This is a genomic window from Achromobacter sp. D10 (assembly GCF_035282245.1).
GTDB classification, from domain to species: domain Bacteria; phylum Pseudomonadota; class Gammaproteobacteria; order Burkholderiales; family Burkholderiaceae_B; genus Achromobacter; species Achromobacter insolitus.
In genome coordinates, this window is sequence record NZ_JAYJLE010000006.1 from 303,543 (window position 1) to 324,458 (window position 20,916).

At 67.0% G+C, this 20,916-nt stretch carries 23 protein-coding genes; 11 read left to right on the forward strand and 12 right to left on the reverse strand.

The features are described from left to right. The first annotated feature begins 184 nt into the window (after positions 1-184). The 4 genes from VCS63_RS19150 (at position 185) to VCS63_RS19165 (ending at position 4,553) form a co-directional block, all read left to right on the forward strand. Positions 185-427: a hypothetical protein gene (locus VCS63_RS19150; protein ID WP_042794921.1), complete on the forward strand. Its 243-nt coding sequence runs from the start codon at positions 185-187 to the stop codon at positions 425-427. A gap of 83 nt (positions 428-510) precedes the next feature. Further along, positions 511-1,029 (forward strand): sigma-70 family RNA polymerase sigma factor, encoded by a 519-nt coding sequence (locus VCS63_RS19155; protein ID WP_063640209.1) that lies wholly within the window; start codon positions 511-513, stop codon positions 1,027-1,029. Then, on the forward strand, positions 999-1,988 hold the full coding sequence (locus VCS63_RS19160) for a FecR domain-containing protein (RefSeq protein ID WP_042794920.1): 990 nt from the start codon (positions 999-1,001) through the stop codon (positions 1,986-1,988). The genes VCS63_RS19155 and VCS63_RS19160 overlap by 31 nt, the downstream gene beginning before the upstream one ends. A 96-nt stretch (positions 1,989-2,084) precedes the next feature. After that, positions 2,085-4,553, forward strand: a complete 2,469-nt coding sequence (locus VCS63_RS19165; RefSeq protein ID WP_164793137.1) for a TonB-dependent receptor — start codon at positions 2,085-2,087, stop codon at positions 4,551-4,553. Positions 4,554-4,579: 26 nt separating this feature from the next. Here the strand turns inward: VCS63_RS19165 and VCS63_RS19170 are convergent, their stop codons facing one another. Both VCS63_RS19170 and acnA read right to left on the reverse strand, forming a co-directional pair. Further along, complete coding sequence (locus tag VCS63_RS19170) at positions 4,580-5,476, reverse strand: GntR family transcriptional regulator (protein ID WP_076815232.1); 897 nt, start codon at positions 5,474-5,476, stop codon at positions 4,580-4,582. Further along, positions 5,473-8,103 (reverse strand): aconitate hydratase AcnA, encoded by a 2,631-nt coding sequence (gene acnA / locus VCS63_RS19175; RefSeq protein WP_323880743.1) that lies wholly within the window; start codon positions 8,101-8,103, stop codon positions 5,473-5,475. The genes VCS63_RS19170 and acnA overlap by 4 nt, the downstream gene beginning before the upstream one ends. A gap of 107 nt (positions 8,104-8,210) precedes the next feature. Here acnA and VCS63_RS19180 point away from each other — a divergent pair, with 107 nt between their 5' ends. Continuing rightward, positions 8,211-8,900, forward strand: coding sequence for an HAD family phosphatase (locus tag VCS63_RS19180; protein ID WP_323880745.1), 690 nt, complete (start codon positions 8,211-8,213; stop codon positions 8,898-8,900). Positions 8,901-8,922: 22 nt separating this feature from the next. On the opposite strand, the gene VCS63_RS19185 is transcribed toward VCS63_RS19180, so the two are convergent. After that, a complete protein-coding gene (locus tag VCS63_RS19185) occupies positions 8,923-9,696 on the reverse strand; it encodes an SDR family oxidoreductase (RefSeq protein WP_063640214.1) in 774 nt (257 codons plus the stop codon). Between the two features lie 152 nt (positions 9,697-9,848). Between VCS63_RS19185 and VCS63_RS19190 the strand changes: the two genes are divergently transcribed. Continuing rightward, positions 9,849-10,367, forward strand: coding sequence for an MgtC/SapB family protein (locus VCS63_RS19190; RefSeq protein ID WP_042794916.1), 519 nt, complete (start codon positions 9,849-9,851; stop codon positions 10,365-10,367). 15 nt (positions 10,368-10,382) lie between these two features. Here VCS63_RS19190 and VCS63_RS19195 read toward each other — a convergent pair whose 3' ends face one another. The 6 genes from VCS63_RS19195 to VCS63_RS19220 all read right to left on the reverse strand — a co-directional run bounded on the left by VCS63_RS19195 (position 10,383) and on the right by VCS63_RS19220 (position 15,733). Next, on the reverse strand, positions 10,383-11,129 hold the full coding sequence (locus tag VCS63_RS19195) for an SDR family oxidoreductase (protein ID WP_149063914.1): 747 nt from the start codon (positions 11,127-11,129) through the stop codon (positions 10,383-10,385). Positions 11,130-11,173: 44 nt separating this feature from the next. Beyond that, entirely contained in the window at positions 11,174-11,542 is a 369-nt protein-coding gene (locus tag VCS63_RS19200) for a cupin domain-containing protein (RefSeq protein ID WP_042794914.1), read from the reverse strand. A 99-nt stretch (positions 11,543-11,641) separates the two neighbouring features. Then, the gene (locus tag VCS63_RS19205) at positions 11,642-12,436 is read right to left on the reverse strand and encodes an AraC family transcriptional regulator (protein WP_323880749.1); all 795 of its coding nucleotides are present in this window, start codon (positions 12,434-12,436) and stop codon (positions 11,642-11,644) included. Further along, a complete protein-coding gene (locus VCS63_RS19210) occupies positions 12,433-13,425 on the reverse strand; it encodes a formylglycine-generating enzyme family protein (protein ID WP_253636705.1) in 993 nt (330 codons plus the stop codon). The genes VCS63_RS19205 and VCS63_RS19210 overlap by 4 nt, the downstream gene beginning before the upstream one ends. An 88-nt stretch (positions 13,426-13,513) precedes the next feature. Continuing rightward, a complete protein-coding gene (gene alkB / locus VCS63_RS19215; RefSeq protein ID WP_323880752.1) occupies positions 13,514-14,182 on the reverse strand; it encodes a DNA oxidative demethylase AlkB in 669 nt (222 codons plus the stop codon). A 6-nt stretch (positions 14,183-14,188) separates the two neighbouring features. Then, positions 14,189-15,733, reverse strand: a complete 1,545-nt coding sequence (locus VCS63_RS19220) for a phospholipase D family protein (RefSeq protein ID WP_088607763.1) — start codon at positions 15,731-15,733, stop codon at positions 14,189-14,191. Positions 15,734-15,840: 107 nt separating this feature from the next. On the opposite strand from VCS63_RS19220, the gene VCS63_RS19225 reads away from it, so the two are divergent. Next, positions 15,841-16,413 carry a helix-turn-helix domain-containing protein gene (locus tag VCS63_RS19225; protein ID WP_042794911.1) on the forward strand — a complete coding sequence of 191 codons (573 nt, stop codon included), beginning with the start codon at positions 15,841-15,843 and terminating at the stop codon, positions 16,411-16,413. Between the two features lie 7 nt (positions 16,414-16,420). Further along, positions 16,421-16,960 carry a GNAT family N-acetyltransferase gene (locus tag VCS63_RS19230; RefSeq protein WP_042794910.1) on the forward strand — a complete coding sequence of 180 codons (540 nt, stop codon included), beginning with the start codon at positions 16,421-16,423 and terminating at the stop codon, positions 16,958-16,960. Positions 16,961-16,982: 22 nt separating this feature from the next. On the opposite strand, the gene VCS63_RS19235 is transcribed toward VCS63_RS19230, so the two are convergent. Next, on the reverse strand, positions 16,983-17,315 hold the full coding sequence (locus VCS63_RS19235) for a hypothetical protein (RefSeq protein ID WP_063640219.1): 333 nt from the start codon (positions 17,313-17,315) through the stop codon (positions 16,983-16,985). A 247-nt stretch (positions 17,316-17,562) separates the two neighbouring features. On the opposite strand from VCS63_RS19235, the gene VCS63_RS19240 reads away from it, so the two are divergent. Together VCS63_RS19240 and VCS63_RS19245 are read left to right on the forward strand one after the other, a co-directional pair. After that, complete coding sequence (locus VCS63_RS19240; protein ID WP_164793141.1) at positions 17,563-17,712, forward strand: hypothetical protein; 150 nt, start codon at positions 17,563-17,565, stop codon at positions 17,710-17,712. Positions 17,713-17,889: 177 nt separating this feature from the next. Further along, positions 17,890-18,708 carry an SDR family oxidoreductase gene (locus VCS63_RS19245; protein WP_323880754.1) on the forward strand — a complete coding sequence of 273 codons (819 nt, stop codon included), beginning with the start codon at positions 17,890-17,892 and terminating at the stop codon, positions 18,706-18,708. A 9-nt stretch (positions 18,709-18,717) separates the two neighbouring features. Here the strand turns inward: VCS63_RS19245 and VCS63_RS19250 are convergent, their stop codons facing one another. Together VCS63_RS19250 and VCS63_RS19255 are read right to left on the reverse strand one after the other, a co-directional pair. Then, the gene (locus tag VCS63_RS19250; RefSeq protein ID WP_112966167.1) at positions 18,718-19,488 is read right to left on the reverse strand and encodes a sulfite exporter TauE/SafE family protein; all 771 of its coding nucleotides are present in this window, start codon (positions 19,486-19,488) and stop codon (positions 18,718-18,720) included. Next, the gene (locus VCS63_RS19255) at positions 19,485-19,898 is read right to left on the reverse strand and encodes a hypothetical protein (protein WP_063640222.1); all 414 of its coding nucleotides are present in this window, start codon (positions 19,896-19,898) and stop codon (positions 19,485-19,487) included. The genes VCS63_RS19250 and VCS63_RS19255 overlap by 4 nt, the downstream gene beginning before the upstream one ends. A gap of 123 nt (positions 19,899-20,021) precedes the next feature. On the opposite strand from VCS63_RS19255, the gene VCS63_RS19260 reads away from it, so the two are divergent. Then, a complete protein-coding gene (locus VCS63_RS19260; RefSeq protein WP_042794907.1) occupies positions 20,022-20,912 on the forward strand; it encodes a LysR family transcriptional regulator in 891 nt (296 codons plus the stop codon). The last annotated feature ends 4 nt before the right edge of the window (positions 20,913-20,916 follow it).

The window sequence follows — 20,916 nt, forward strand, 5'->3', positions numbered from 1 at the left end:
TTGCCACATCCTATCCCCGGATTTCCTGGTTTAGCAATCGACGCCTCGCCTCGTCTCAGGGATTCCCCTCTATCAAGAATTGCAAAGCGGGCGCAAGGTGGCAGCACGGACGGAAATAGCCGCTATACCATCGGGGACGGTTCGTCCGGTGCGGGACTACAAGCTTCAGAATGAGGAGACATGGATGTCTCAGTTGGATTGGATGTCCGGCGATACCAAGCCGGATCGGCAGGGTTATTACGAAACGCGGTACGACACAGGATGCACGGCCATCACGCTCTACAGCGTGCTAGGCTGGATGCCGGTGAAGACGCCCGGCAACATGGTGAGCTGGCGGCCCTTGCCGCCCGCCGTCGAGAAGGAAGAGGCCGAACGCCACATACAGGAACTGAGGGCCGCGCAGAGCCACATTCCGATGGATTACTAGCGGCGCCGGCACGCGCCCATTGCCGGTTGCGGATGCGATAGAATGAAAACAGTTCCTATTTGCATTCTATCGACAGGTGCGCCTTGTCTTCGCCCGACTCCCCTCCCGCCGACAATGTCGCGCAACTCTATCGTGACCATCATGGCTGGCTGTCGGTCTGGTTGCGCAAGAAACTGGGAAATTCCTTCGACGCCGCAGACCTTGCCCACGACACCTTTGTGCGGTTGATGGCCGGTCGACGTAGAACAGATGCAGGGACCGAGCCGCGAGCGCTATTGACCCATATCGCGAAGGGCCTGGTGGTGGATCACTGGCGCCGCCGGGCGCTGGAAGAAGCCTATCTGGCGGCTGTCGCGCAATTGCCGGAGCATGAGGCGCCGTCGCCAGAGGCCCGTGCCTTGATCCTGGAGACGCTGCGCGCCGTCGATGCGGCACTGCGGACCTTGTCCTCCAAGACTCGCGAAATCTTCCTGATGTCGCAATTTGACGGCATGGGCTATGACGCAATCGCGCAGGGCCTGGGCGTGTCGTTGTCCACGGTCAAGCGTCATATGCAGGCCGCGCTGACCGCATGCCTGATTGCAAGCCAGGTCGAGGCGTGATCGATCCCGCCATCCTGAAGGAAGCGGCCGGCTGGCTGGTGCGTTTCCAGTCCGAGACCTTGTCGCCGTCCGACCAAGAGGCGTTCGCTCGCTGGCGCGGCCGCAGCGCGGCGCACGCTGCGGCCTGGCAGCGTGCCGAGGAAATGCTGCGTGGATTCGGCCAGGTTCCGCCAGGGATCGCGGGAGATACCCTGCGGCGGCTGGATCGCCCGGGCCGTCGCCAGGCCATGCGGGCGCTTGCCGGGCTCCTGATCCTGGGACCCGCGGCATGGCTAGGCTGGCGCGACCTTCCCTGGCGCGAGTGGAGCGCGGATGCGCGCACCGGCACGGGCGAACAGCGGCGCATGGAATTGGCCGACGGCACGCAGCTGATGCTGAATACCGCCAGCGCGGTCGATATCGACTACACCGCGCAACAGCGCATCGTCTGGTTGCGCGCCGGGGAAATCCTGCTTACCACCGGCCGCGATTCTCCGCAGCTGCGGCGCCCCTTCATCGTCCGGACGACCCAAGGCGCCATACGCGCGCTGGGCACGCGCTTTCTGGTGCGTGACCAAGGCGGCGCCGTGCTTGTTGCGGTGTTCGAGGGAGCGGTGGAGATCCGGCCCATCGCCGCGGCTGGCGCCGCGACGGTGCTGCCAGCCGGACAGCAAACCGTCTTCGACGGGCGCGAGGTGCAGCCTGCGGTCCTGGCGGACGCCTCGGCTGCTTCATGGGAGCAGGGCATGCTTGCCGTCCGCAATTGGCGGCTGGCTGATCTGGCGGACGAACTGGGCCGGTATCGCCCGGGCGTACTGCGCTGCGATCCGTCGGTAGCGGGGCTGCGCGTGTCCGGAGCGTTCCCGTTGAACGACACCGATGCCAGCTTGCGGTTGCTGGAAAAGACCTTGCCCGTGAGGGTGAGCCGGATGACGCCGTACTGGACGACGATCGTTCCCCGCTCCGGCGTTACAAATTAATCGCGGACCGACTGACACTTTTTTTCGCTTCGTCCGGTGTACCGGGTGAATCGCCGCGAATCGCGCGCCACCCAGACCCTTACGAAGGATAGCTTCATGGTTTCCCGAATCTCCCGTTCGCCACGTCCGGCGCGTGATACTGCCGGCCTGGCGTTGCCAGCGGCAATGGCGCGGGCTGCTGGCGTGGCGTTGGCATTGCTGGCTGCGGGGGGACCTCTGCCTCAGGCGCTGGCTGCCGATGCCGCGAGCCTTGTTGCGCGCAAGTCCTATGCGATTCCCGCCGGACCCTTGGGCGATGCGCTGGCCCGCTTTGCCGCCGTTGCCGGAGTGCCGCTGTCGTTCGATCCAGCATTGGTGTCGGGCCTGCGCAGCGACGGACTGGACGGCGCTTATACGGTGCAGGAAGGTTTTTCCCGCTTGTTGGCCGGATCGGGCTACGCCTTGTCGGAACAGGGCGGCGGCGCCTATTCGCTGCGTAAGCTGCCACCGGCGGGGGCGGAGGAGTCGGCCACCGTGCTGCCGGCAGTCACCGTGGCAGGCAGCGCGGCAGCCCCCTTTGCATTGCCGGCAGAATACGAAGGCGGCCAGGTTGCCAGGGGCGGCCGGCTGGGGTTGCTGGGCAACCGCGATGTAATGGATGCGCCCTTCAATGTCACGAACTACACCTCGGACTTGATGGCGAACCGCCAGTCGGTGACGCTGGCCGACGCATTGAACGTCGAACCCTCGGTGCGTTTCACCGGCCAGATAGGCGGGGTGACCGACTCGTTCTACATCCGGGGCTTTCCCATCGGCGAAGGCAATCTGGGCGAGATCGCCTTTGATGGGGTTTATGGCGTAGCGCCCAACTATCACGTCTTTACCGATTACATCGAACGGATCGAAGTCCTGAAAGGACCGGCCGCGCTGCTGTACGGTATGTCGCCCAACAGCGGGGTGGGCGGGGTGATCAACATGGTGCCCAAGCGGGCGCTGCCGCGGGACCTGAGCCGCGTGTCCGCCGACTATGCGGGGGATTCGCAATTCGGCGCGCGGGTGGACCTGAGCCGCCGGTTCGGCACGGACGGAGAATGGGGCGTGCGCGTCAACGGCATGCACCGCCAGGGCGATACCCCGCTGGACAACCTGTATTCGCGCACCGACATCGGCGCCTTGTCGCTGGATTATCAAGGCGAACGCTTGCGCGCCTCTCTGGACCTGTTGACGCAACAGGAAAAGATCGACGCTCCCACGCGGCCTTTCCTGGTGGCCGCGGGCATCGATGTACCCCACGCGGCGGACGGGCGGCGCAATGCTACCCAGCCCTGGGGCTGGTGGAAGTCCGATGGCCAATCGGCGCTGCTGCGGATTGAGTACGACATCAGTGATCGCCTGACGGTATTTGCCGACGCGGGCGGCTCGGATACCAGCGTTGCGCGCTTGTCGGATCAGACGCCGACCATCGTCAACGCGGACGGCGATACCGTCGTCACGCCGAACAATTTCCGATTTCAGGTCGACCGCAGCACCTATAACGCCGGGCTGCGCGCCAAGCTGGACACCGGGCCCGTGCGTCATGCCATTAGCTTCATGGGCAGTCTGTACAGCGACCGGAACTCCCAGGCCAGCGTGCTGGGAACGCCGCTTACCTCCAACATCTACCATCCGATCACGCGGCCTGAGCAACATATTCCGGCGCCGGCCAGCGTGCCCAAGATCGCCTCGTCGGACCTGTCCGGCCTGGCGCTGGCCGATACGCTCAGCATCCTGGATGAGCGCGCGCAATTGACCTTGGGCGTGCGCCAGCAGCGTATCGAATCGCGTAACTTCAACGCCGCGACTGGCGCCCGCACGGTCAGCTATGACGAAAAGGCGACCACGCCGCTTGCTGGCATCGTCATCAAGCCCTGGAGCAATGTGTCGCTGTATGCGAACTACATCGAAGGCTTGAGCAAGGGCGACGTGGCGCCCGCCACGGCCTCCAATGCGGGCCAGGTCTTCAAACCCTACAAGGCCAGGCAAAAGGAAGTGGGCGTGAAGGTGGATCTGGACAGCGCCATGCTGACCCTGAGCGCCTTCGAGATCACTAAACCCAGCGGCCAGTTGACCAATGGCGTTTACGGCGTGGACGGCGAGCAACGCAATCGCGGTCTGGAATTCAATCTGGCCGGCGAGCCATGGCGCGGCCTGCGCTTGCTGGGCGGGGTGACTTTGCTGGATGCGGAACTGACACGCGCCGGCAATAGCGCCGTGGTGGGCAACCGGCCGGTGGGCGTGCCCAAGGTGTCGGTGAACCTGGGGGCGGAATGGGATACGCCTTGGGTGGCGGGCCTGACCCTGACGGGTAGCGTGATGCATACCGGCAGCGAGTACATCAACCAGGCCAACACCCAGTCGGTGCCGTCGTGGACCACTTTCGACGTGGGGGCGCGCTACGCCACCAAGGTTTATGGCAAGGACCTCACCCTGCGGGCCAATGTGGTCAATGTATTCAATCGGGCCTACTGGTCGGGCGTGGCTTCGTACGGCACGATTTCCCAGGGCGTGCCGCGCACGCTGATGCTCTCCGCGTCGATGGACTTCTGACGGTATCTTGCTTGTCTCTTGCTGAACTAGGAGGCCAGCAGCCCGCTGATCCGCGCCAGATTGTCCAGGGTGCTGCGCAGGTGGTCCGCCAGCGCGGCGGCGGCTTCCTCGTTGCGCTCGTGTTCCAGCAGATCCAGGATGGCCAGGTGCTGGTCGCAATGCTGTTTGTAGCGGCGGCGGTCCTGCATGGAGCGGTACGACAGCAGCCGGCGCACCCGGTTCACGCGTTTGATGGCGTCGATGAAGAATGGATTGCCCGAGGCTTCCACCAGAGACTCATGAAAGCGCACGCCGCGCTCATGCAACTGGTCGGCGGTGTCGGTACGGATGCCGCCGTCCAGCAGGTGTTTTTCGGCGGCGCGGCAACGCGCCAGCACGTGTTTTTCGATGCGGAAGCCGGGTTCCAACAGCGCTGCGGGTTCCAGCGCCAAGCGCAGGCGATAGGATTGCAGCAGGCTGTCGGGCGTGGTCAGCATGGAAGAGAATTCCCAGCCGTAGCCGGGCCGGCGCTCCGCCCAGCCTTCTTGCGCGATGCGAGCGAGCAAGGCCTGGGTCTGTGCCGTCGACAGGCCATAGCGCGCGCGCAGCAGGGCCTCGCTGCACTGCATGGGGAGTGCCCCCCGCAGCAGTTCATCGGCCAGCTTGAAGTAGCTGTGCGTGACGATGTCGTCCACGGAAGGCGGTGCGAGGTTCTCGCGCAGATCCGCCAGCGTGTCGTGGTCCCGTTCCAGGAAATAGCCGCGGTTGGGTTTGCGCGAGACGATGCCGCGTTGCTCCAGGATACCCAGCGCGTCGTTCACCGGCGAACGCGACAGGCGCAGCCGGTCCGCGATTTTCTGCGCGGTCAGGTGCGCGCCCGCGCAGAGGCGGTCTTCCTCGATCAGCGTCAGGATTCTGGCGACGGTATTGGTGTGGACGCTCATGTGTTGCGGACGGCGGAATGGAGAGTGTCCGTGAGGATAGCGGGAATGACGCCGCCCATGCGCAGCAGCCTGACTTCCAGCCGGGTTTCAACCGCGGCGGTAGCCTGCAGCGTCTCGATGGCGCCATGGGCGCGCAGGATGCGCACCGCCACGGGCATGCGCGGCGATAGGGCGGCGGCCTGGGCGTCTATCTCGATCCGGTCGCCCGGGCGGATCCGCAGCGTGGCCGGCGTGACGCCGGCAGGCAGGCGCAGGGGCAGGACGCCCATGCCGATCAGGTTGGAGCGGTGGATCCGTTCGAAGCTCACCGCGAGCACCGCCCGGATGCCGAGCAGGCGTTGGCCCTTGGCCGCCCAGTCGCGGGAGGATCCCGTGCCATAGCGTTCGCCTGCGACCAGCACCACGGGCTGGCCGGCCCGGGCGTAACGGCCGGCGGCCTCCCAGATCGGCTCCACCCGGCCGCTTGGGGCGTGCAGCGTGTGGCCCACCGGCGCGCCGGGGCAGAGCAGATTGACAAGGCTCTTGCTGTAGAAGGCTGCGCGCAGCATCACCTGCCAGTTGCCGCGGCGCGACGCGAAGACGTTCAGGTCGTTGCGGTCGTCGCCGCGCTCCACCAGGAAGTCGGCGATGAGGCTGTCCGGCGGAATGGCGCTGGCGGGAGACAGATGATCGGTCGTCACGTCATCGCCCAGCACCAGCAGGGGATGCGCGGTGTAGCGGCCCAATTGGCTGGCCTCTTCGGTGCGCGCAAACGGCGGGCGGCGTAACGCGGTGGAGGCCGGGTTCCAGGGAAAGCGCGGCGAGTCCGGCGAGTCCAGCGCTTGCCATGCCGGGTTGGCGCTGGCCGATTGGAACGCCGCGCGGTAGTCGGCAGGCTGCTGGCCCGCCGCCAGCGCGGCCTCGATCTCGGCGTTGCCGGGCCACAAGTCGCGCAAGTGGATGGGACGGCCATCGGGCGCGGTCTGCACGGGGTCGCGGCTGAGGTCGCGTTCGGCATCGCCCGCCAGCGCGAAGGCGATGACAAGCGCTGGAGACATCAGGAAGCCCAGGTCCAGGTCCGGGTGTATGCGGCCGGCGAAGTTGCGGTTGCCGGACAGCACCGCTACCGGGTGGACCGCGCCGGCCGCCATCGCCTCGCGCACGGCGTCGGGCAGGGGCCCGGAATTGCCGATGCAAGTGGTGCAACCGTAGCCCACGATGTCGAAGCCCACGGCGGACAGGTCTTCCAGCAGGCCGGCGCGCGCCAGATAGGCCGCGGCCGCCGGCGATCCCGGCGCCAGCGAGGTCTTGACCCAGGCGGGCACGCGCAGGCCGGCATGGCGCGCCTTGTGCGCCAGCAGGCCGGCCGCCGTCAGCAGACGCGGGTCCGTTGTGTTGGTACAGCTGGTGATGGCGGCAATCGCGACCGCGTGGCGAGGCAAGGCGCCGGCGGACGCCGCTGGCGTGTCCGCCAGTCCCGCCAGGATCGCTTTGGTATGGCCATAGGGATGCAGGTCCTGCGGCCGACGGGGCCCGGCTACATGCATCTGCACCTGCTCCAGCGCGATGTCGATGATGCGGCTATAGCGCGGTTCGGCGGCTGGATCGAAGGCGATGCCGACGCGTTCGGCGTAGGCCTGCACCTGTGCGATCAGCGACTCGGGCCGGCCCGTCTGGCGCAGATAGGCCAGCGTTTCCGTGTCGATAGGAAAATAGCCCGTGGTAGCGCCATATTCCGGCGCCATATTGGCGACCACGCAGCGGCTGCCCGCCGGCAGCGTGGCCACGCCCGGACCGAAGAACTCCACGAATTCTCCGGAAACCTGGATCTCGCGCAGGCGCTGGGTCACGGTCAGCGCCAGGTCGGTGGCGCTGACCCCGGCCGCCAATGCGCCGGTCAGGCGCACGCCGATCACATCGGGAATGCGCAGCAGGGTGGGCATGCCGAACATCACCGTCTGGGCTTCCAGCCCGCCCACGCCCCAGCCCAGCACACCGATGCCGTTGACCATGGGCGTATGGCTGTCGGTGCCTATCATCATGTCCGGATGCAGCGCGACGCCATCGGGGCCCTCCTGTCCGCAGACCACGGTGGCCAGTTGTTCCAGGTTGATGGTGTGCATGATGCCCGTGCCCGGCGGATGGATGCGCACGTTGGACAAGGCCTTGGAGGCCCAGCGCAGGAACCGGTAGCGCTCCGCGTTGCGCTGCAGTTCGAGGTCCAGGTTCAGCGCCGCCGCGTCGGGGCGGGCATAGGATTGCACGGCCAGCGAATGGTCGACCGACACGTCCACCGGCAGCACCGGGTTCAGCGCCGCGGGGTCCACGCCGGCCTCGGCCAAGGCATCGCGCATTCCGGCGATATCGACCAGCGCGGGGGTGCTGGTCGTGTCATGCATCAGTACCCGTCCGGGCAGGAAGGCGATTTCCGCTTCGCTGGTGCCGCGCTCCAGCCACCCGAACAACGCCGTGGCCGCCGCGTCGCGCTCCGCGTCCCCCATATTGCGCAGCGCGTTTTCCAGCAGCAGCCGCAGCACTACCGGCAGCCGGAAGTATTCCGCCCCGTACATGCCGGGCAGGTCGAGATAGGTGTAACGGATGCCATCAAGGGTGAAGGCGGCGTGGCGGGGCGTGGCGGAAATGGTCATGCCGCTTATTTTGCATTTTGACTATTTAAAATGCAATATAAGTGAAGGGCACGGAAGCTGGTTCAAGTATGCTTACCGGCTTCCTCGACACCCCAAAGCCCTCTGCAATGACTGATTTTCCCTTCGATGCCGTGCTGTTCGACTGCGATGGCGTCCTGGTCGACTCCGAACCCATCACCAGCCGTGTGCTGACCGAGATGCTCAATGAACTGGGCTGGGGCATCACGCATGCGGAAACCATGCAGATCTTCACGGGCAAAGCCGTCAGGGACGAACTGCCGCTGATCGAGTCCCGCACGGGCGCCACGATCACGCCGGAGTGGTTCGACCAGTTCCGCCAACGCCGCAACGAGGCGCTGGACAGGGACCTGGTCGAGATTCCCGGCGCGCCGGATGCGGTGCGGGCCCTGCATGTGGCCTTGGACGGCCGCATTGCCGTTGCCTCGGGAGCCGACCGCCGCAAGGTGGAACTGCAGCTGGCCAAGGTCGGTATTGCCCACTGCTTCCGCGAGCGGGTCTTCAGCGGCCATGAAATGCCGCGCAGCAAGCCTTACCCGGACGTGTACCTGGCGGCCGCGCAGGCGCTGGGCGTCGATCCCAGGCGGTGTGCCATCGTGGAAGACACGGTGACGGGCGCCACGGCCGGGGTTGCCGCTGGCGCCACCGTATTCGGTTACAGCCCGGACGCCAACGGCCATAGCGGCGCCGAGGCCTTGCGCAACGTGGGCGTGGCCCACGTGTTCACCGACATGAACGCGCTGCCGGGGTTGCTGGCGGCTTGGCGGGCGGCGGCCTAGGTCCGGGCGCGCCGGCCTCCGCTCAGCGCGCGTACTGTTCGCCGCCGTCCAGATCGATCACCGTGCCGCTCAGATAGCCCGCGCGCGGGGACGCGCCGAACACGATCATGTCCGCCACTTCGCCGGGTTCCATCAGCCGGCCGAAAGGCAGGTCCGACAGCGTTTCCTGCCAGCGGTTTTCATCTCCCCAGCGCGCCTGAGCCCGCTGTTTGGCCAGCGTCAGCACGCGGTCGGTGCGGGTGCGCGAGGGGTTCACCCCGAAGACCCGCACGCCGTGGCGCGGAGCATCCCCGCCCAGCGCGCGCGTGAAGGCGATGAGCGATGCATTGGCCGCCGCCCCACAGATGTAGTCGGCGCGCGGGGCGGAGCCCGCCATGCCGATGATATTGGCGATCACGCCCGCTCCGGCGTCGCGCATGCGCGGGTAATAGAGGCGAGCCAGATCGATGTAGCCGTGGACCTTCAGTTCCCAGCCGGCGCGCCAACGCTCGTCCTGCACCTGGTCCAGGGCGCCGCCGGGCACTGCGCCGGCGTTGTTGACCAGGATGTCTATGTCGCCCGCTTCCTGGGCAAGGCGTTGGGCGGCGCCGGCCTGCGCCAGGTCCAGCGTGACGGCTCGCGCCTGCTTGCCGGTCTGTTCACGGATTGCCTGGGCCGCCGCGCCGAGCGCCGCGTCGTCACGGGCCACCAGTATCGGTTCGGCACCTTCGCGGGCGAAGGCGAGGGCGCATGCCAGGCCGATGCCCTTGGATGCGCCCGTGATGAGCACGCGTTTACCGCCTAGCTGCAAATCCATGAAACCCTCCGGTCAGTTTCGTCCGCGACGCCGCGTGACGCCAGCTCGGTTGTAAACCAGTTGTGCCTACATGTGCCAGTGCGTGCGCAGCATGGCGGCAGCGTCGTGGCGCCTGCTATGCTGGCCCGACTCTTTCCCACGAGGAGCCGGCGATGACGGAAATCTGGCTGGAAATCTGGTCCACGGTGCGCAGCGAATTCGCCGACATTCCGGATGTCGGGGAGGCGACCCGCATCGTGCTCCGCCTGGGCATGGCCATGCTGCTGGGCGGCATGCTGGGCTACGAGCGCGAACGCAGCGGCAAGGACGCAGGCCTGCGTACCCACATGCTGGTGGCGCTGGGGGCCGCGATCTTCGTGCTGGTGCCGCTGCAGGGCGGCATGGAGGTCGGCGACCTGAGCCGGGTGCTGCAGGGCGTGATTGCCGGCATCGGTTTTCTGGGCGCGGGCGCCATCATCAAGTTGAGCGATGAGCGCGAGATCCGCGGGCTGACGACGTCGGCCGGCATCTGGATGACGGCCGCGATTGGCGTGGCGGCGGGCATGGGGCGCGAAGCGACCGCCGTGGTCAGCACGGTGATGGCGCTATTCGTGCTGGCGGTGCTGCGGCGCGTCGAGGCGCGCATTGCCGCCAGAAAGGAGGCCAGCGTCATTGCCACCGACAACAAATAAGTCTGGCGCGGCGTCTCAATTGCCGCCGGACACCTCGATGAAGGAGCCGCTGGTGTAGCCGGCTTCGTCCGAGAACAACCACATGACGGCGCCCGCCACTTCCTCCACCGTGCCGCCGCGGCGCAGCGGGATAACGCCCTTCAGGCGGTCGACGCGGCCTGGCTCGCCGCCGCTGGCGTGCATATCGGTGTAGATGGTGCCGGGACGCACGCCGTTGACGCGGATGCCTTCGGGCGCGACTTCCTTGGACAGGCCGATGGTCATCGTGTCCATGGCGCCCTTGGATGCGGCGTAGTCCACGTACTCGTTGGGCGAGCCCAGGCGAGCCGCCGCGGACGACACGTTGACGATGGCGCCGCCCTGGCCTCCATGCCGCGTCGACATGCGGCGCACGGCTTCGCGGGCGCACAGGAAGGCGCCGATCACATTGGTGGACAGCACGCGCAGCAGGCGGTCGGCGTTCATCTGGTCCACGCGCATCTGCTGCTCCAGGATGCCGGCGTTGTTGACCAGCGCATCGATGCGGCCCAGCTGTTGGTCCAGTTCGCCATACATGCGCAGCACCTGGTCCTCTTGCGAGACGTCGGCCTGCAGCGCGACGGCGCGGCCGCCGCCTCGCACGATTTCCTCGACCACCGCGCGCGCGGCGTCGGCGTTGGAATGGTAGTTGACGCCCACCGCGTAGCCGCGGCGGGCAGCCAGCTTGGCGACGGCGGCGCCGATGCCGCGGCCGCCGCCGGTGACGAGCATGATCTTGGACATGGTTTGCTCCTGATGGGCTTACACCTTAGCAGATGGCGGCGGACTCAGATCCAGACGTCATTGGGGGCGCTGCGATCGCCGCCCTGGTCGCCGGTGTTGCGTACGCCGCGCGGCTCGATCAAAAGCATTTTGACTTCCTTGGGCGCACAGGGCTTGTGCTCCACGCCCTTGGGGACCACGGCCATTTCGCCGGGGCCCAGGTCGATGTGGCCCTCGCGCAGTTCGATGCGCAGATGGCCCTCGATGACGATGAAGGTTTCGTCGGTGTCGGCGTGGCTGTGCCACACGAATTCGCCCTGTATTTTCACCAGCTTGAACTGGTAGTCGTTCATCTCCGCGACGACTTTGGGCATCCATTGTTCGGAAAACAGCGCCAGTTTTTCGGCGAAGTTGATGGGAAGGATATCGGGCATGGGGCGGCCTGCGGGCGGGGTTGAGCAGACCCCAGGATAGAAGGCCGGGCGGGCGCCGTCTTGTACGATCGTGCAGCCTTGCGCGTGGGGGCTGGCGGCTCAGCGGCGCAGCATCCGGCGCCAGCGGTCGGGCGCCATGCCGTAGGTCTGGGCATGGCGGCGCGTCAGGTGGCTCTGGTCGGTGAAGCCCGACGCGGCGGCCGCTTGCGCCAGCGGCATGCCGGCGGCGATCAGGTGCCGCGCCTGGTCGAGGCGGCGCAGCATCACGTAGCGATAGGGGCTGGTACCGAACAGCGCGCGGAAGTCGCGCGACAGGCTCCAGCGGTCCTTGCCCGCGGCCGCTGACAGCTGGTCTAGGGTGATGGACTGTTCGAGGGAGGCGTGGATGTACTGGCGGGCGCGCTCGGCGGCGGCGTAGTCGGCGCTGCGGCGCCCGGGCTTGCCACCGGCCGCGGCGTACAGGGCATGGCTCAGCTCGTACAGCGCGTCGTCTTCCTGCAGCGGGTCGATCGGATCATGCGTGTCCCGCAGCAGGCTGGCGCTGGCTGCGTACAGGCGCGGATCGGCCGAGATGCCGCCCGGGATGAACGGCAGCGGCCGTCCGCCCAGGATCTGCTGGATGAGTGCCGGCTCGACGTAGATCATGCGGTAGTGGAAACCGGCCTCTGTCCCTGCCTGGCCGTCGTGGGCTTCGTCGGGATGCAGCACGATGGTGCCGCCGGGCAAACTGTGACGCAGTCCGCGGCGGTAGTGGAAGCTCTGCACGCCCGACAGCGTGCGGCCGATGGCGTAGGTGTCGTGGCGGTGCATGCCATAGCCGGAGCCCCCGAAATAGGCCTCGATGCGCTCCAGCTGGCCCGAGGGCGCGGCGCGCAGTATCCAGTCTTGTTTCAATCGGCCTCCCGCAGCAGCCTCAGTCCCACCAGAGGATAGCGCGTTTCCTGGGTGTTCCAGTTGCGGTAGGAGGCGCGGGTGTAGAGCGCCCAGGTATGCCAGGAGCCGCCGCGCCGCACGCGCACGTTGCCGCTGGCGGGGCCCTGGGGGTCATCCACAGGGGAATGCGCGTAGTAGTCCTCGCCATACCAGTCCGAGACCCACTCCCAGGCATTGCCGTGCATGTCGTACAGGCCGAAGGCATTGGGCGCGTAGCTGGCGACCGGGGCGGTGAAGGCATGGCCGTCGGCGCGGGCGGAGGCATGCGTCTGCCATTTGGGCCAGAGCGGCGCGGCGTCGGCGTCGAAGCCGTTGCCGACGTCGGGCATGGCGGCGGGATCGTCGCCATTCTGGTAGCGGGTGCGTGTGCCGGCGCGGCAGGCGTATTCCCATTCTGCCTCGGTGGGCAGGCGGTAGACCTTGCCTTCGGTCTGGGTCAGCCAGCGCGCCAGCGCCGTGGCGTCGTTCCAGCTGATGTTGACCACGGGATGGTCGTCGCCTTGCGCGAAGCCCGGATTGCGCCAGGAGTAGCGGCGGTCACGGCCTTCGAAGGCATCGCCGCGCTCGGATTTGTCGGGGTCGTACTGCGGGTTGTAGCCATAGCCGCCCGTGCCGTCGGCCTCCGACTCCGGCACGTAGCCGGACGCCTCGATGAAGCGGCGGAACTGGCCCACGGTGACCTCGGTGCGTTCCAGGTAGAACGGGCGGGTGATGCGCACCGTATGCACTGGCGCTTCATCGGATAGCTGGGCGTAGCGGTCCGGCGGGTAGAGCGGATAGTCGCGCGCCAGCGCCTCGGGCGTCTCGTCGCTGCCCATCTGGAAGCTGCCGGCCGGCACGCGGACAAAGGTCATGCCCAGTGAATTTTCGATCAGGGCGGGCGGTTCATCCGACCAGGAAGGCGCCGATACGAGGGTGCAGAGCAAAGCCAGGGCGGTGCGTGTGCGCATGGGAATCCGGTAGGCGGAGCATGAGGGGTGCGCAATAGTAGAGCCGCCGCTTGCGCCCGGCCAGACGCGGGGAACCCTCATGCCGCGCTCAGCCGGCGCGGCGGATGGTGAAGTTGATACGCTGGCTGCCCAGCCGCGGATGCGGCAGATCCTTGATTGGCATGATGCCGTGGTAGCGCAGCCGGTCGACCCCGCCCCACACGACCACGTCGCCATGGAACAGCGGTGTGCGGCTGGCCTTGTCCGCGCGCTGCTCGCCGCAGAAGAGGAACATGGCGGGTATGCCCAGCGATACGGAGACGATGGGCGCGCCGTAGTCGCGTTCGTTCCTGTCCTGGTGCAGCGACAGGCGCGAGCCTGGCTCATAGCGGTTGACCAGGCAGGCGTCCGGCTCGAAGCCGGCAAAGCCGGCCTCGGCCGCGGCGGCCTGCGCCAGCAGCATGAAGGCCGGGGGCATGGCGGGCCAGGGTTGGCCGGAGAGCGGATCGGTGCGCGTATAGCGGTAGCCGCGCGCATCGCTGGTCCAGCCCAGCTGCCCGCAATTGGTCAGCGCCACTGACATGGTGTAGCCGCCGGGGGTTTCCATGTGCCGGAAGGGCGCCTGCGCGGCCACCGCATCGACTCCGGCGAGCAGCGCGTCCATCATGGGCAGGGCAAAGCCGCGCAGCACCAAGGATTGCGGACCGAGCACGACGCGTCCGCCTTGTACGGCGCCGTCGTCGCCGTCTTCGCCAAACAGGTCCAGGTTGGTAGTCATGCCAGCCTACAGCAGCGGTTCCAGCGGCAGCAGCGACACGAACCAGACCGACAGGCGTTGCCACACGGTGGTGCCGGGCTCGGTGTCGTGCCGTATGGTGTCGCCGTTGCGCTGTTCCAGCCAATAGAGCTGGCCCTTGTCGTCCAGGCAGACGCGGTAGGCGGATCTGGGGATGTCCTTGTCGAAGGCGTCGGCGATGTGGCGCGCCAGCGTGGGGCTGTCTATGACGAAGCCCAGCTCGGTGTTGAGCTTGGCCGAGCGCGGGTCGAAGTTGAAGGAACCGACGAAGATGCGCCTGCCGTCGACGGCGAAGGTCTTGGCGTGCAGGCTCGAGCCCGAGCTGCCAAAGGGGCCCATGCTCTTGTTGCGTTCGACTTCGGCGCCCATGCGCTTCATTTCGTAGAGTTCCACGCCGCTGGCCAGCAGGTCCTTGCGGCGCTTGGCGTAGCCGGAATGCACCACGGCGACGTCCGTCGCTTCGAGCGCATTGGTGAGGACCTTGACCTTGACGCCGCTACGCGCCATTTGGCCGAAGGACTCGGTGCCGACGGCGGTGGGCACGAAATAGGGCGACACCAGTTCGAGATCGGTGGTGGGCGTGCCCAGGATTTCATGCAGCTGATGCGGCAGCATTGCTTCGGGCGGCGCGGTGCCCAGTGTTTTGCGCGGATCGTCGCTGACCATGCGCGTATCGGCCCATTCCAGCGTCAGTTCGCCGCGCAACAGTTGCTGGATGAAGGGCAGCTTGCGCATGGCTTCGGCATAAGCGGCGGCTTCCGGAGATCGCTCGACCCGCGCCGCGGCCTGTTCCAGTTCGTCCAGTTCGCCCGGGTCGGTCTTTTTCAGCAGCCGGTCTACCGGATAGGCCGAGTCGCTCGCCCAATACCGGTCGAAATCCACCGATACATCGTTGACGACGGCGCCGATGGACAGCACGTCCAGGTCGGTGAACAGCACGCCGCTGGCCGCGCCGAAGTATTCGTCGCCGATGTTGCGGCCGCCGATGATGGTGGCTTGGTTATCGGCCGTGAAGGACTTATTGTGCATGCGGCGATTGAGCCGGCGGAAGTCCGTCACGTAGCCCAGCGGCTTGGGCCAGCGCAATACGAAGGGGTTGTACAGCCGCACCTCGATGTTCGGGTGCGCGTCCAGCGCGGACAGTTCTTCGTCCAGTCCGGAGGTGCCGTTGTCGTCCAGCAGCAGCCGGACGCGCACGCCGCGGTCGGCGGCTTCGTGCAGCGCCTCCAGCAACATGGTGCCCGTCATGTCCTTGTGCCAGATGTAGTACTGCACGTCCAGGCTGCGCTGGGCGGCGCGCGCCAGCAGCATGCGGGCGGCGAAGGCATCATAGGCGTCGGGCAGGGGATGGATGCCGGACTTGCCGGGATGCCCGGCTGCCAGCGGCGCGATGGCTCGGCCCAGGGCGGTATCTTGCGATGCCTCGGGCGTCAGGGCGCGGGATACGCTGCGGTTGTCCAGCGGCGGCAAGCCGCAGCCGCTCAGCAGGCTCAGGCAAAGAGTGGTCATCATCAGGGGTTTGGCCAGGTGCATGACCCGTATTGTGCCGAAATCGGGGCGCGGGCTCGATTTGGCCCTGTCCAATGCGCCTACTCACAATGATCTTGACGATTTTCCGTATTTGAGAGAAATTCTCTTATATGGAAAACAACCCGATATCCGAAGCCGATCTGGACCGCCGCATCGCAGGGCGGCTCAAGGCGTTGCGCCAGGAACGCAATTGGTCCCTGGACGAGTTGGCCGCTCGCGCGGGCCTCAGCCGCGCCACCTTGTCCCGCCTGGAAAACGCGGAAGTCAGTCCCACCGCCAGCGCCCTGGGCAAGCTGTGCTCTGCCTACGGCCTGACCATGTCGCGCCTGATGCTCATGGTCGAGGATGACTTCGTGCCGCTGGTGCCCCAGCAGGCGCAAACCGTGTGGGTCGACGGCAGCGCCGGCTTTCGCCGCCGCTCGGTGTCCCCGCCCGCGCAGCAATTGGCGGGCGAGGTGCTGGCGTGCGAATTGGCGCCCGGCGCGCGCATCGCATACGAGCGCTCGCCCCGGCCGGGACTGGAACATCACCTGCTGATGCTGGAAGGCGAACTGGCCATCACCGTCGACGGGCAGGCGCACAGCCTGTCGCAGGGCGACTGCCTGCGCTACCAGCTGTTCGGCGCCAGCGAATTCTCAACCCCGCCGCATTGCGGCGCCCGCTATCTGCTCTTTATTGTCTGAGCCCGCCATGTCCTATCCGAATCCCGAATTGATACTGCTGTCGGCGCAGTCCGCCGACGCCCTCGTGCCCGATTTGGCCGAACTGCTGCGTGCCTGTGTGCAGGGTGGCGCCAGCGTCAGCTTCGTGCTGCCGTACTCCTCCGAGGACGCGCAGGCTTTCTGGCGCGCCAAGGTGCTGCCGGCGGTCGCCGGGGGCAAGGCGGCGCTGTGGGTGGCGCGGCAGGACGGACGCGTGGCGGGATCGGTGCAGCTGGATTGGGATACACCGCCCAATCAGCCGCACCGCGCCGAAGTGCGCAAGTTGCTGGTGCATCCGGATTTCCGCCGCCGCGGCATTGCGCGCGCCTTGTTGGCGGAGGCGGAATCCATGGCGCGGTGCCAGGGCCGCAGCCTGCTCACGCTGGACACGCGCACAGGTGATAGCGCCGAGCCGCTGTACGCGTCCCAGGGCTACCAGACGGTGGGAGTGATACCGGGATTCAGCCGCGATCCGCATGACGCCGCCAAGCTGGACGGAACTACCATCATGTACAAGCAACTGTCGTAGGCGCCGCCAGACGGCGGCCGGGTCAGGCCAGCGGCTTGATGCCCACGGTGTAGGGCGGAGCATTGCCCCGCGCCGGGGCCTTGATCTTGAGCATCGAGCCGCCAGGCGTGAACTCGAATTCCTGGTAGGGCACTTCGAACCATTGGTGGAAGCTGGTGCGCGAGAATTCCGGCACCCAGACCTTGGCGCGCTTGGGGTCGCAATGGAACTCGACCAACGTGCGGTCGATGCCCAGCGGACGGGTGTTGCCGATGCGGTAGCTGACTTTCAGCTCGGCGCGTTCGGTCGAGCCGGGGTGCCAGGCCAGGCCGACGGATTCCATGAATTTTTCGATCGCCTCGATACCGCGATGCATGACTGACTCCGAATGCGGGCGGGCGCAAGGCCCAAAAAAACAGTGCCGCTTCCCGCAGTGTCGCGGAAAACATCCGAATTATCCGTCATTCCCGCCTTGGGCGCCTCCAGGCTTGCATGCCGTCAATCGCCGCCATTGAACAAAGCAAATGGACGGCGTGCTCCCAGGCCCGCACCATGGCAGGCATGTCCTCATATAAGACCTGCGCGGCCCGCGTGGGTCTGGACGCAATATCCAAGGAATCATCATGGCAAATTTCATCCTGGCACTCGTCAACGCGGAACTCTCGCTCTTCGGCGTGGAAACGCCTGGCACGGCGGTGGAGCAGCCGGCCGCGCCGCGGACCGCGAGCGCGCCCGCCTTCGATAGCGAGCACTACCGCAGCGCGCTGGGCTGAGCGCGGAACACAGCGTTGCAGGAATAGGCAGGTTTCACGCAAGAACGAGCCTGTACGCGCCGGCTTGCGATTCTTACCATCTCTTCCGAGGTCGAGGCGGTGCGTCCATGGCGGACGCGCCGCCTCCGCCACGCTGCCGGGCGCGTAGGCGGCAGCGCACGCAAGGGAAGGAATCGCATGAATACCGAAAAAATCTGGTTTGTGACGGACGCATCCTCAGGGCTGGGCCTGGTCTTGGTGAAGATGCTGCTGGACTTGGGCCACAAGGTGGCGGCGACGTCGCGGGACGGCGATGCGCTGCTGGACGCGGTAGGAGTCAAGCTGGAAGGCCAGTTCCTGCCCCTGACGGTGGATCTGGCGGACGAGCGCAAACTGCGGCGCGCCGTGGACGCCACGGTTGCGGCTTTCGGCGGGCTGGACGTGGTGGTGAACAACGCGGGCCATGGGTTGCGGGGCGCACTGGACAGCTTGCCGGATGCAGACTTGCGCAGCACTTTCGACATTAATGTGTTCGCCACGCTGAACGTGATCCGCGCTGTGTTGCCGCACATGCGCGCGCAGCGCAGCGGGCATGTGTTCAACATCTCGTCCATTCTCGGATTCGATGGCGGCCGCGTCGATTGGGGCGCCTACAGCGCAGCCAAGTTTGCGGTCAGCGGCCTGACCGAAGCGCTGGCGGCGGAGACCGAGCCTTTCGGCATCCGGGTGTCGCTGGTGTATCCGGGCGCGATGCATGCGGCCGCGGGAGGGGGCGACGCGCCCGAACAGGCGGCGCGCAATGCACCGGCGCGCGACTCGGATGGCGACCCCGCCAAGGTGGCGCGAGCGCTGATCAACGCGGCGCAAGCGCAGTACGCGCCCCTGCACCTGTTCCTGGGACGCGATGCCTTCGATCAGGCCCGCGCCAAGATCCAGTCGGTGCAGCAGGAGTTGGCGCGCTGGCGCGAGATGTCCGTGTCGATCGGCTTCGTGGACGAAAGGCGTTTGGCCGCGTGATTGCCGGTATCAGGCGGCCCAGCCCTGGGCGGCCTGATAGGCGCCCAGCAGCGCCAGGCTCACCATGAAGCAGCGCTTGAATACCTGCGGCGACATCCTGCCGCGCAACCAGGTGCCCAGCGCCATGCCGGCCAGCGCGGGCAACAGCATCAGCACGGATGCGCCGGCCGCCTCGGGCGAGTAGCCACCGTTGATGGCGAGGCCCACGGCCAGCGCCACGGTGGACACCGTGAACGAAATGCCCATCGCTTGGATCAGGCCGTCCTTGCCCAGGTTCAGGGCTTGCAGATAGGGCACGGCGGGAATCACGAACACCCCCGTCGCGGCCGTGATGAGGCCGGTGACGGCTCCGACCGCCAGACCCGTCAGTCCTGCGTAACGCTGCGGCGCGCTGGGGGGCGAGCCGAACAGGCCCCAGGCTGCATAGGCCACCAGTGCCAGGCCCAGGCACACGCTTGCCCACTGGCCCGAAGGCGGTCCCAGCCACAGCGCGCCGCCTATGGTGCCTGCGCAGACACCCGCCTGCATGGCGCCGATGCGGCGCAAGACTCGCGGCAGCGTGGGCCACGGCCGGGCCTGCCAGAGATTGGTGATCAGGGAGGGCACGATCAACAGCGCCGCGGCCTGGGCCGGAGCCATGACCAGCGCCAGCATGGCCATCGAGATGGTGGGCAAGCCCAGGCCCACGACGCCTTTGACCACGCCGGCCAGTATGAACACGGATAGGGTGATCGCGATCAACGCTGGCGTGCCGCCGGGAAGCAGATCAGGAAAATTCATGCTGGCTCGCAGTGGGCGGTGAGGCCCGTGCGGGGCCGGCCGAACAGCGCATAGGCTACGTCGTCCGTAGCGGCGCCGTCCTGGCGTGCGGCCAGCAATAGCCACCGTCGCCCTTCGCACAGGTCGGCGCGCACCGATTCCCCGTACAACGCCGGTCCGCCGAGCAGCGCAATTCCCAGCATGCGCTGCGCGGCGGCGTGGCCGTCGCTTGCGGCTGCGCGCAGCCATTGCGCCATGGCGGCGTAGTCGCCCACGGTCTGGGCCTCCAACGCAAGCGCGTATTTCTGTGCCGGCGTTGTGTGCGGGTCCAGGCTGCTGGCTTCGGCCATGCCTGAGCCATGCAAGGCCCACGCCAGCAGGGCCAGGGCGGACCGGTGCGCCAACGCGGAGCGCGGATTCAAGGTTTTCATGGATTTTCCCCGGAAAATAGGTGCTTGGGATTCATTGTCCTTCCCCGGAAGTGAAGCTCATATCGGGAAATTGCATAGCGACCCTATGGTTGGGCCTGAGGGTCCGCGTGCTACGCTTTGGGCATGCGATTCGATCTCACCGATCTGCGGCTGTTCCTCAACGTGCAGGAAACCGGCTCCATCACGGCGGGGGCCAGGCGTTCCCATATGACGCTGGCCTCGGCCAGCGAACGCATACGCGGCATGGAGGACACGCTGGGCGTGCCGCTGCTGCTGCGCGAGCCGCGCGGGGTCGAGCCCACGCCGGCGGGCCGCACACTGGCGCACCACGCGCGCGTGGTGCTGGCGCAGATGGACCGCATGCGCGGCGAACTGGACCACTACGGGCAGGGATTGAAGGGGCATGTGCGTGTGCTGTGCAACACCACGGCGTTGAGCGAATACCTGCCGCCGGTGTTGGGCGCTTTTCTCAAGGACCATCCCCGCGTCTCAGTGGACCTGGAGGAACGCCTGAGCCATGAGATTGCCGACGCGTTGCGCGCGGGCACCTGCGACATCGGCGTGCTGGCGGATTCCGCCGACCTGCACGGCCTCACCACGCAAACCTTTCGCCATGACCCGCTGACGCTGATCGTGCCGCCGGACCACGCGCTGGCCGGACGCCCGTCGGTGCTGCTGGCTGATGTGGCTGACCAGGAATTTGTCGGGCTGGTCGAGGGCAGCGCCTTGCAGGAACACATTGCGCATCACGCGCGCCGAGGCGGCAAGGCCTTGTCGTACCGTGTGCGGCTGCGCAGCTTCGACGCCGTGTGCCGGATGGTGGGGCAGGGAGTAGGCATAGGCATCGTGCCCCGCGTGGCTGCGGCGCGTTATGGCCGGACGGCGGGCGTGCGGCGTGTAGCCCTGGCCGATGACTGGGCCACGCGCGACCTGGTGCTGTGCGTGCGCGACACCCTGCCGGCCTACGCGGCCGAGCTGGTGGCGTACGCCCTGCGCGACGCCCCGGCGCCATAGCGCG

Coding starts and splice junctions, on each gene's coding strand:
- VCS63_RS19200 (WP_042794914.1), bottom strand. CDS start 11,542: ATGCCCGATATCCTTCCCATCAACTTCGCCGAAAAACTGGCGCTGTTT.
- VCS63_RS19180 (WP_323880745.1), top strand. CDS start 8,211: ATGACTGATTTTCCCTTCGATGCCGTGCTGTTCGACTGCGATGGCGTC.
- acnA (WP_323880743.1), bottom strand. CDS start 8,103: ATGACCATTTCCGCCACGCCCCGCCACGCCGCCTTCACCCTTGATGGC.
- VCS63_RS19195 (WP_149063914.1), bottom strand. CDS start 11,129: ATGTCCAAGATCATGCTCGTCACCGGCGGCGGCCGCGGCATCGGCGCC.
- VCS63_RS19225 (WP_042794911.1), top strand. CDS start 15,841: ATGGAAAACAACCCGATATCCGAAGCCGATCTGGACCGCCGCATCGCA.
- VCS63_RS19240 (WP_164793141.1), top strand. CDS start 17,563: ATGGCAAATTTCATCCTGGCACTCGTCAACGCGGAACTCTCGCTCTTC.
- VCS63_RS19220 (WP_088607763.1), bottom strand. CDS start 15,733: ATGCACCTGGCCAAACCCCTGATGATGACCACTCTTTGCCTGAGCCTG.
- VCS63_RS19230 (WP_042794910.1), top strand. CDS start 16,421: ATGTCCTATCCGAATCCCGAATTGATACTGCTGTCGGCGCAGTCCGCC.
- alkB (WP_323880752.1), bottom strand. CDS start 14,182: ATGACTACCAACCTGGACCTGTTTGGCGAAGACGGCGACGACGGCGCC.
- VCS63_RS19185 (WP_063640214.1), bottom strand. CDS start 9,696: ATGGATTTGCAGCTAGGCGGTAAACGCGTGCTCATCACGGGCGCATCC.
- VCS63_RS19250 (WP_112966167.1), bottom strand. CDS start 19,488: ATGAATTTTCCTGATCTGCTTCCCGGCGGCACGCCAGCGTTGATCGCG.
- VCS63_RS19255 (WP_063640222.1), bottom strand. CDS start 19,898: ATGAAAACCTTGAATCCGCGCTCCGCGTTGGCGCACCGGTCCGCCCTG.
- VCS63_RS19190 (WP_042794916.1), top strand. CDS start 9,849: ATGACGGAAATCTGGCTGGAAATCTGGTCCACGGTGCGCAGCGAATTC.
- VCS63_RS19165 (WP_164793137.1), top strand. CDS start 2,085: ATGGTTTCCCGAATCTCCCGTTCGCCACGTCCGGCGCGTGATACTGCC.
- VCS63_RS19150 (WP_042794921.1), top strand. CDS start 185: ATGTCTCAGTTGGATTGGATGTCCGGCGATACCAAGCCGGATCGGCAG.
- VCS63_RS19170 (WP_076815232.1), bottom strand. CDS start 5,476: ATGAGCGTCCACACCAATACCGTCGCCAGAATCCTGACGCTGATCGAG.
- VCS63_RS19260 (WP_042794907.1), top strand. CDS start 20,022: ATGCGATTCGATCTCACCGATCTGCGGCTGTTCCTCAACGTGCAGGAA.
- VCS63_RS19245 (WP_323880754.1), top strand. CDS start 17,890: ATGAATACCGAAAAAATCTGGTTTGTGACGGACGCATCCTCAGGGCTG.
- VCS63_RS19235 (WP_063640219.1), bottom strand. CDS start 17,315: ATGCATCGCGGTATCGAGGCGATCGAAAAATTCATGGAATCCGTCGGC.
- VCS63_RS19210 (WP_253636705.1), bottom strand. CDS start 13,425: ATGCGCACACGCACCGCCCTGGCTTTGCTCTGCACCCTCGTATCGGCG.
- VCS63_RS19160 (WP_042794920.1), top strand. CDS start 999: ATGCCTGATTGCAAGCCAGGTCGAGGCGTGATCGATCCCGCCATCCTG.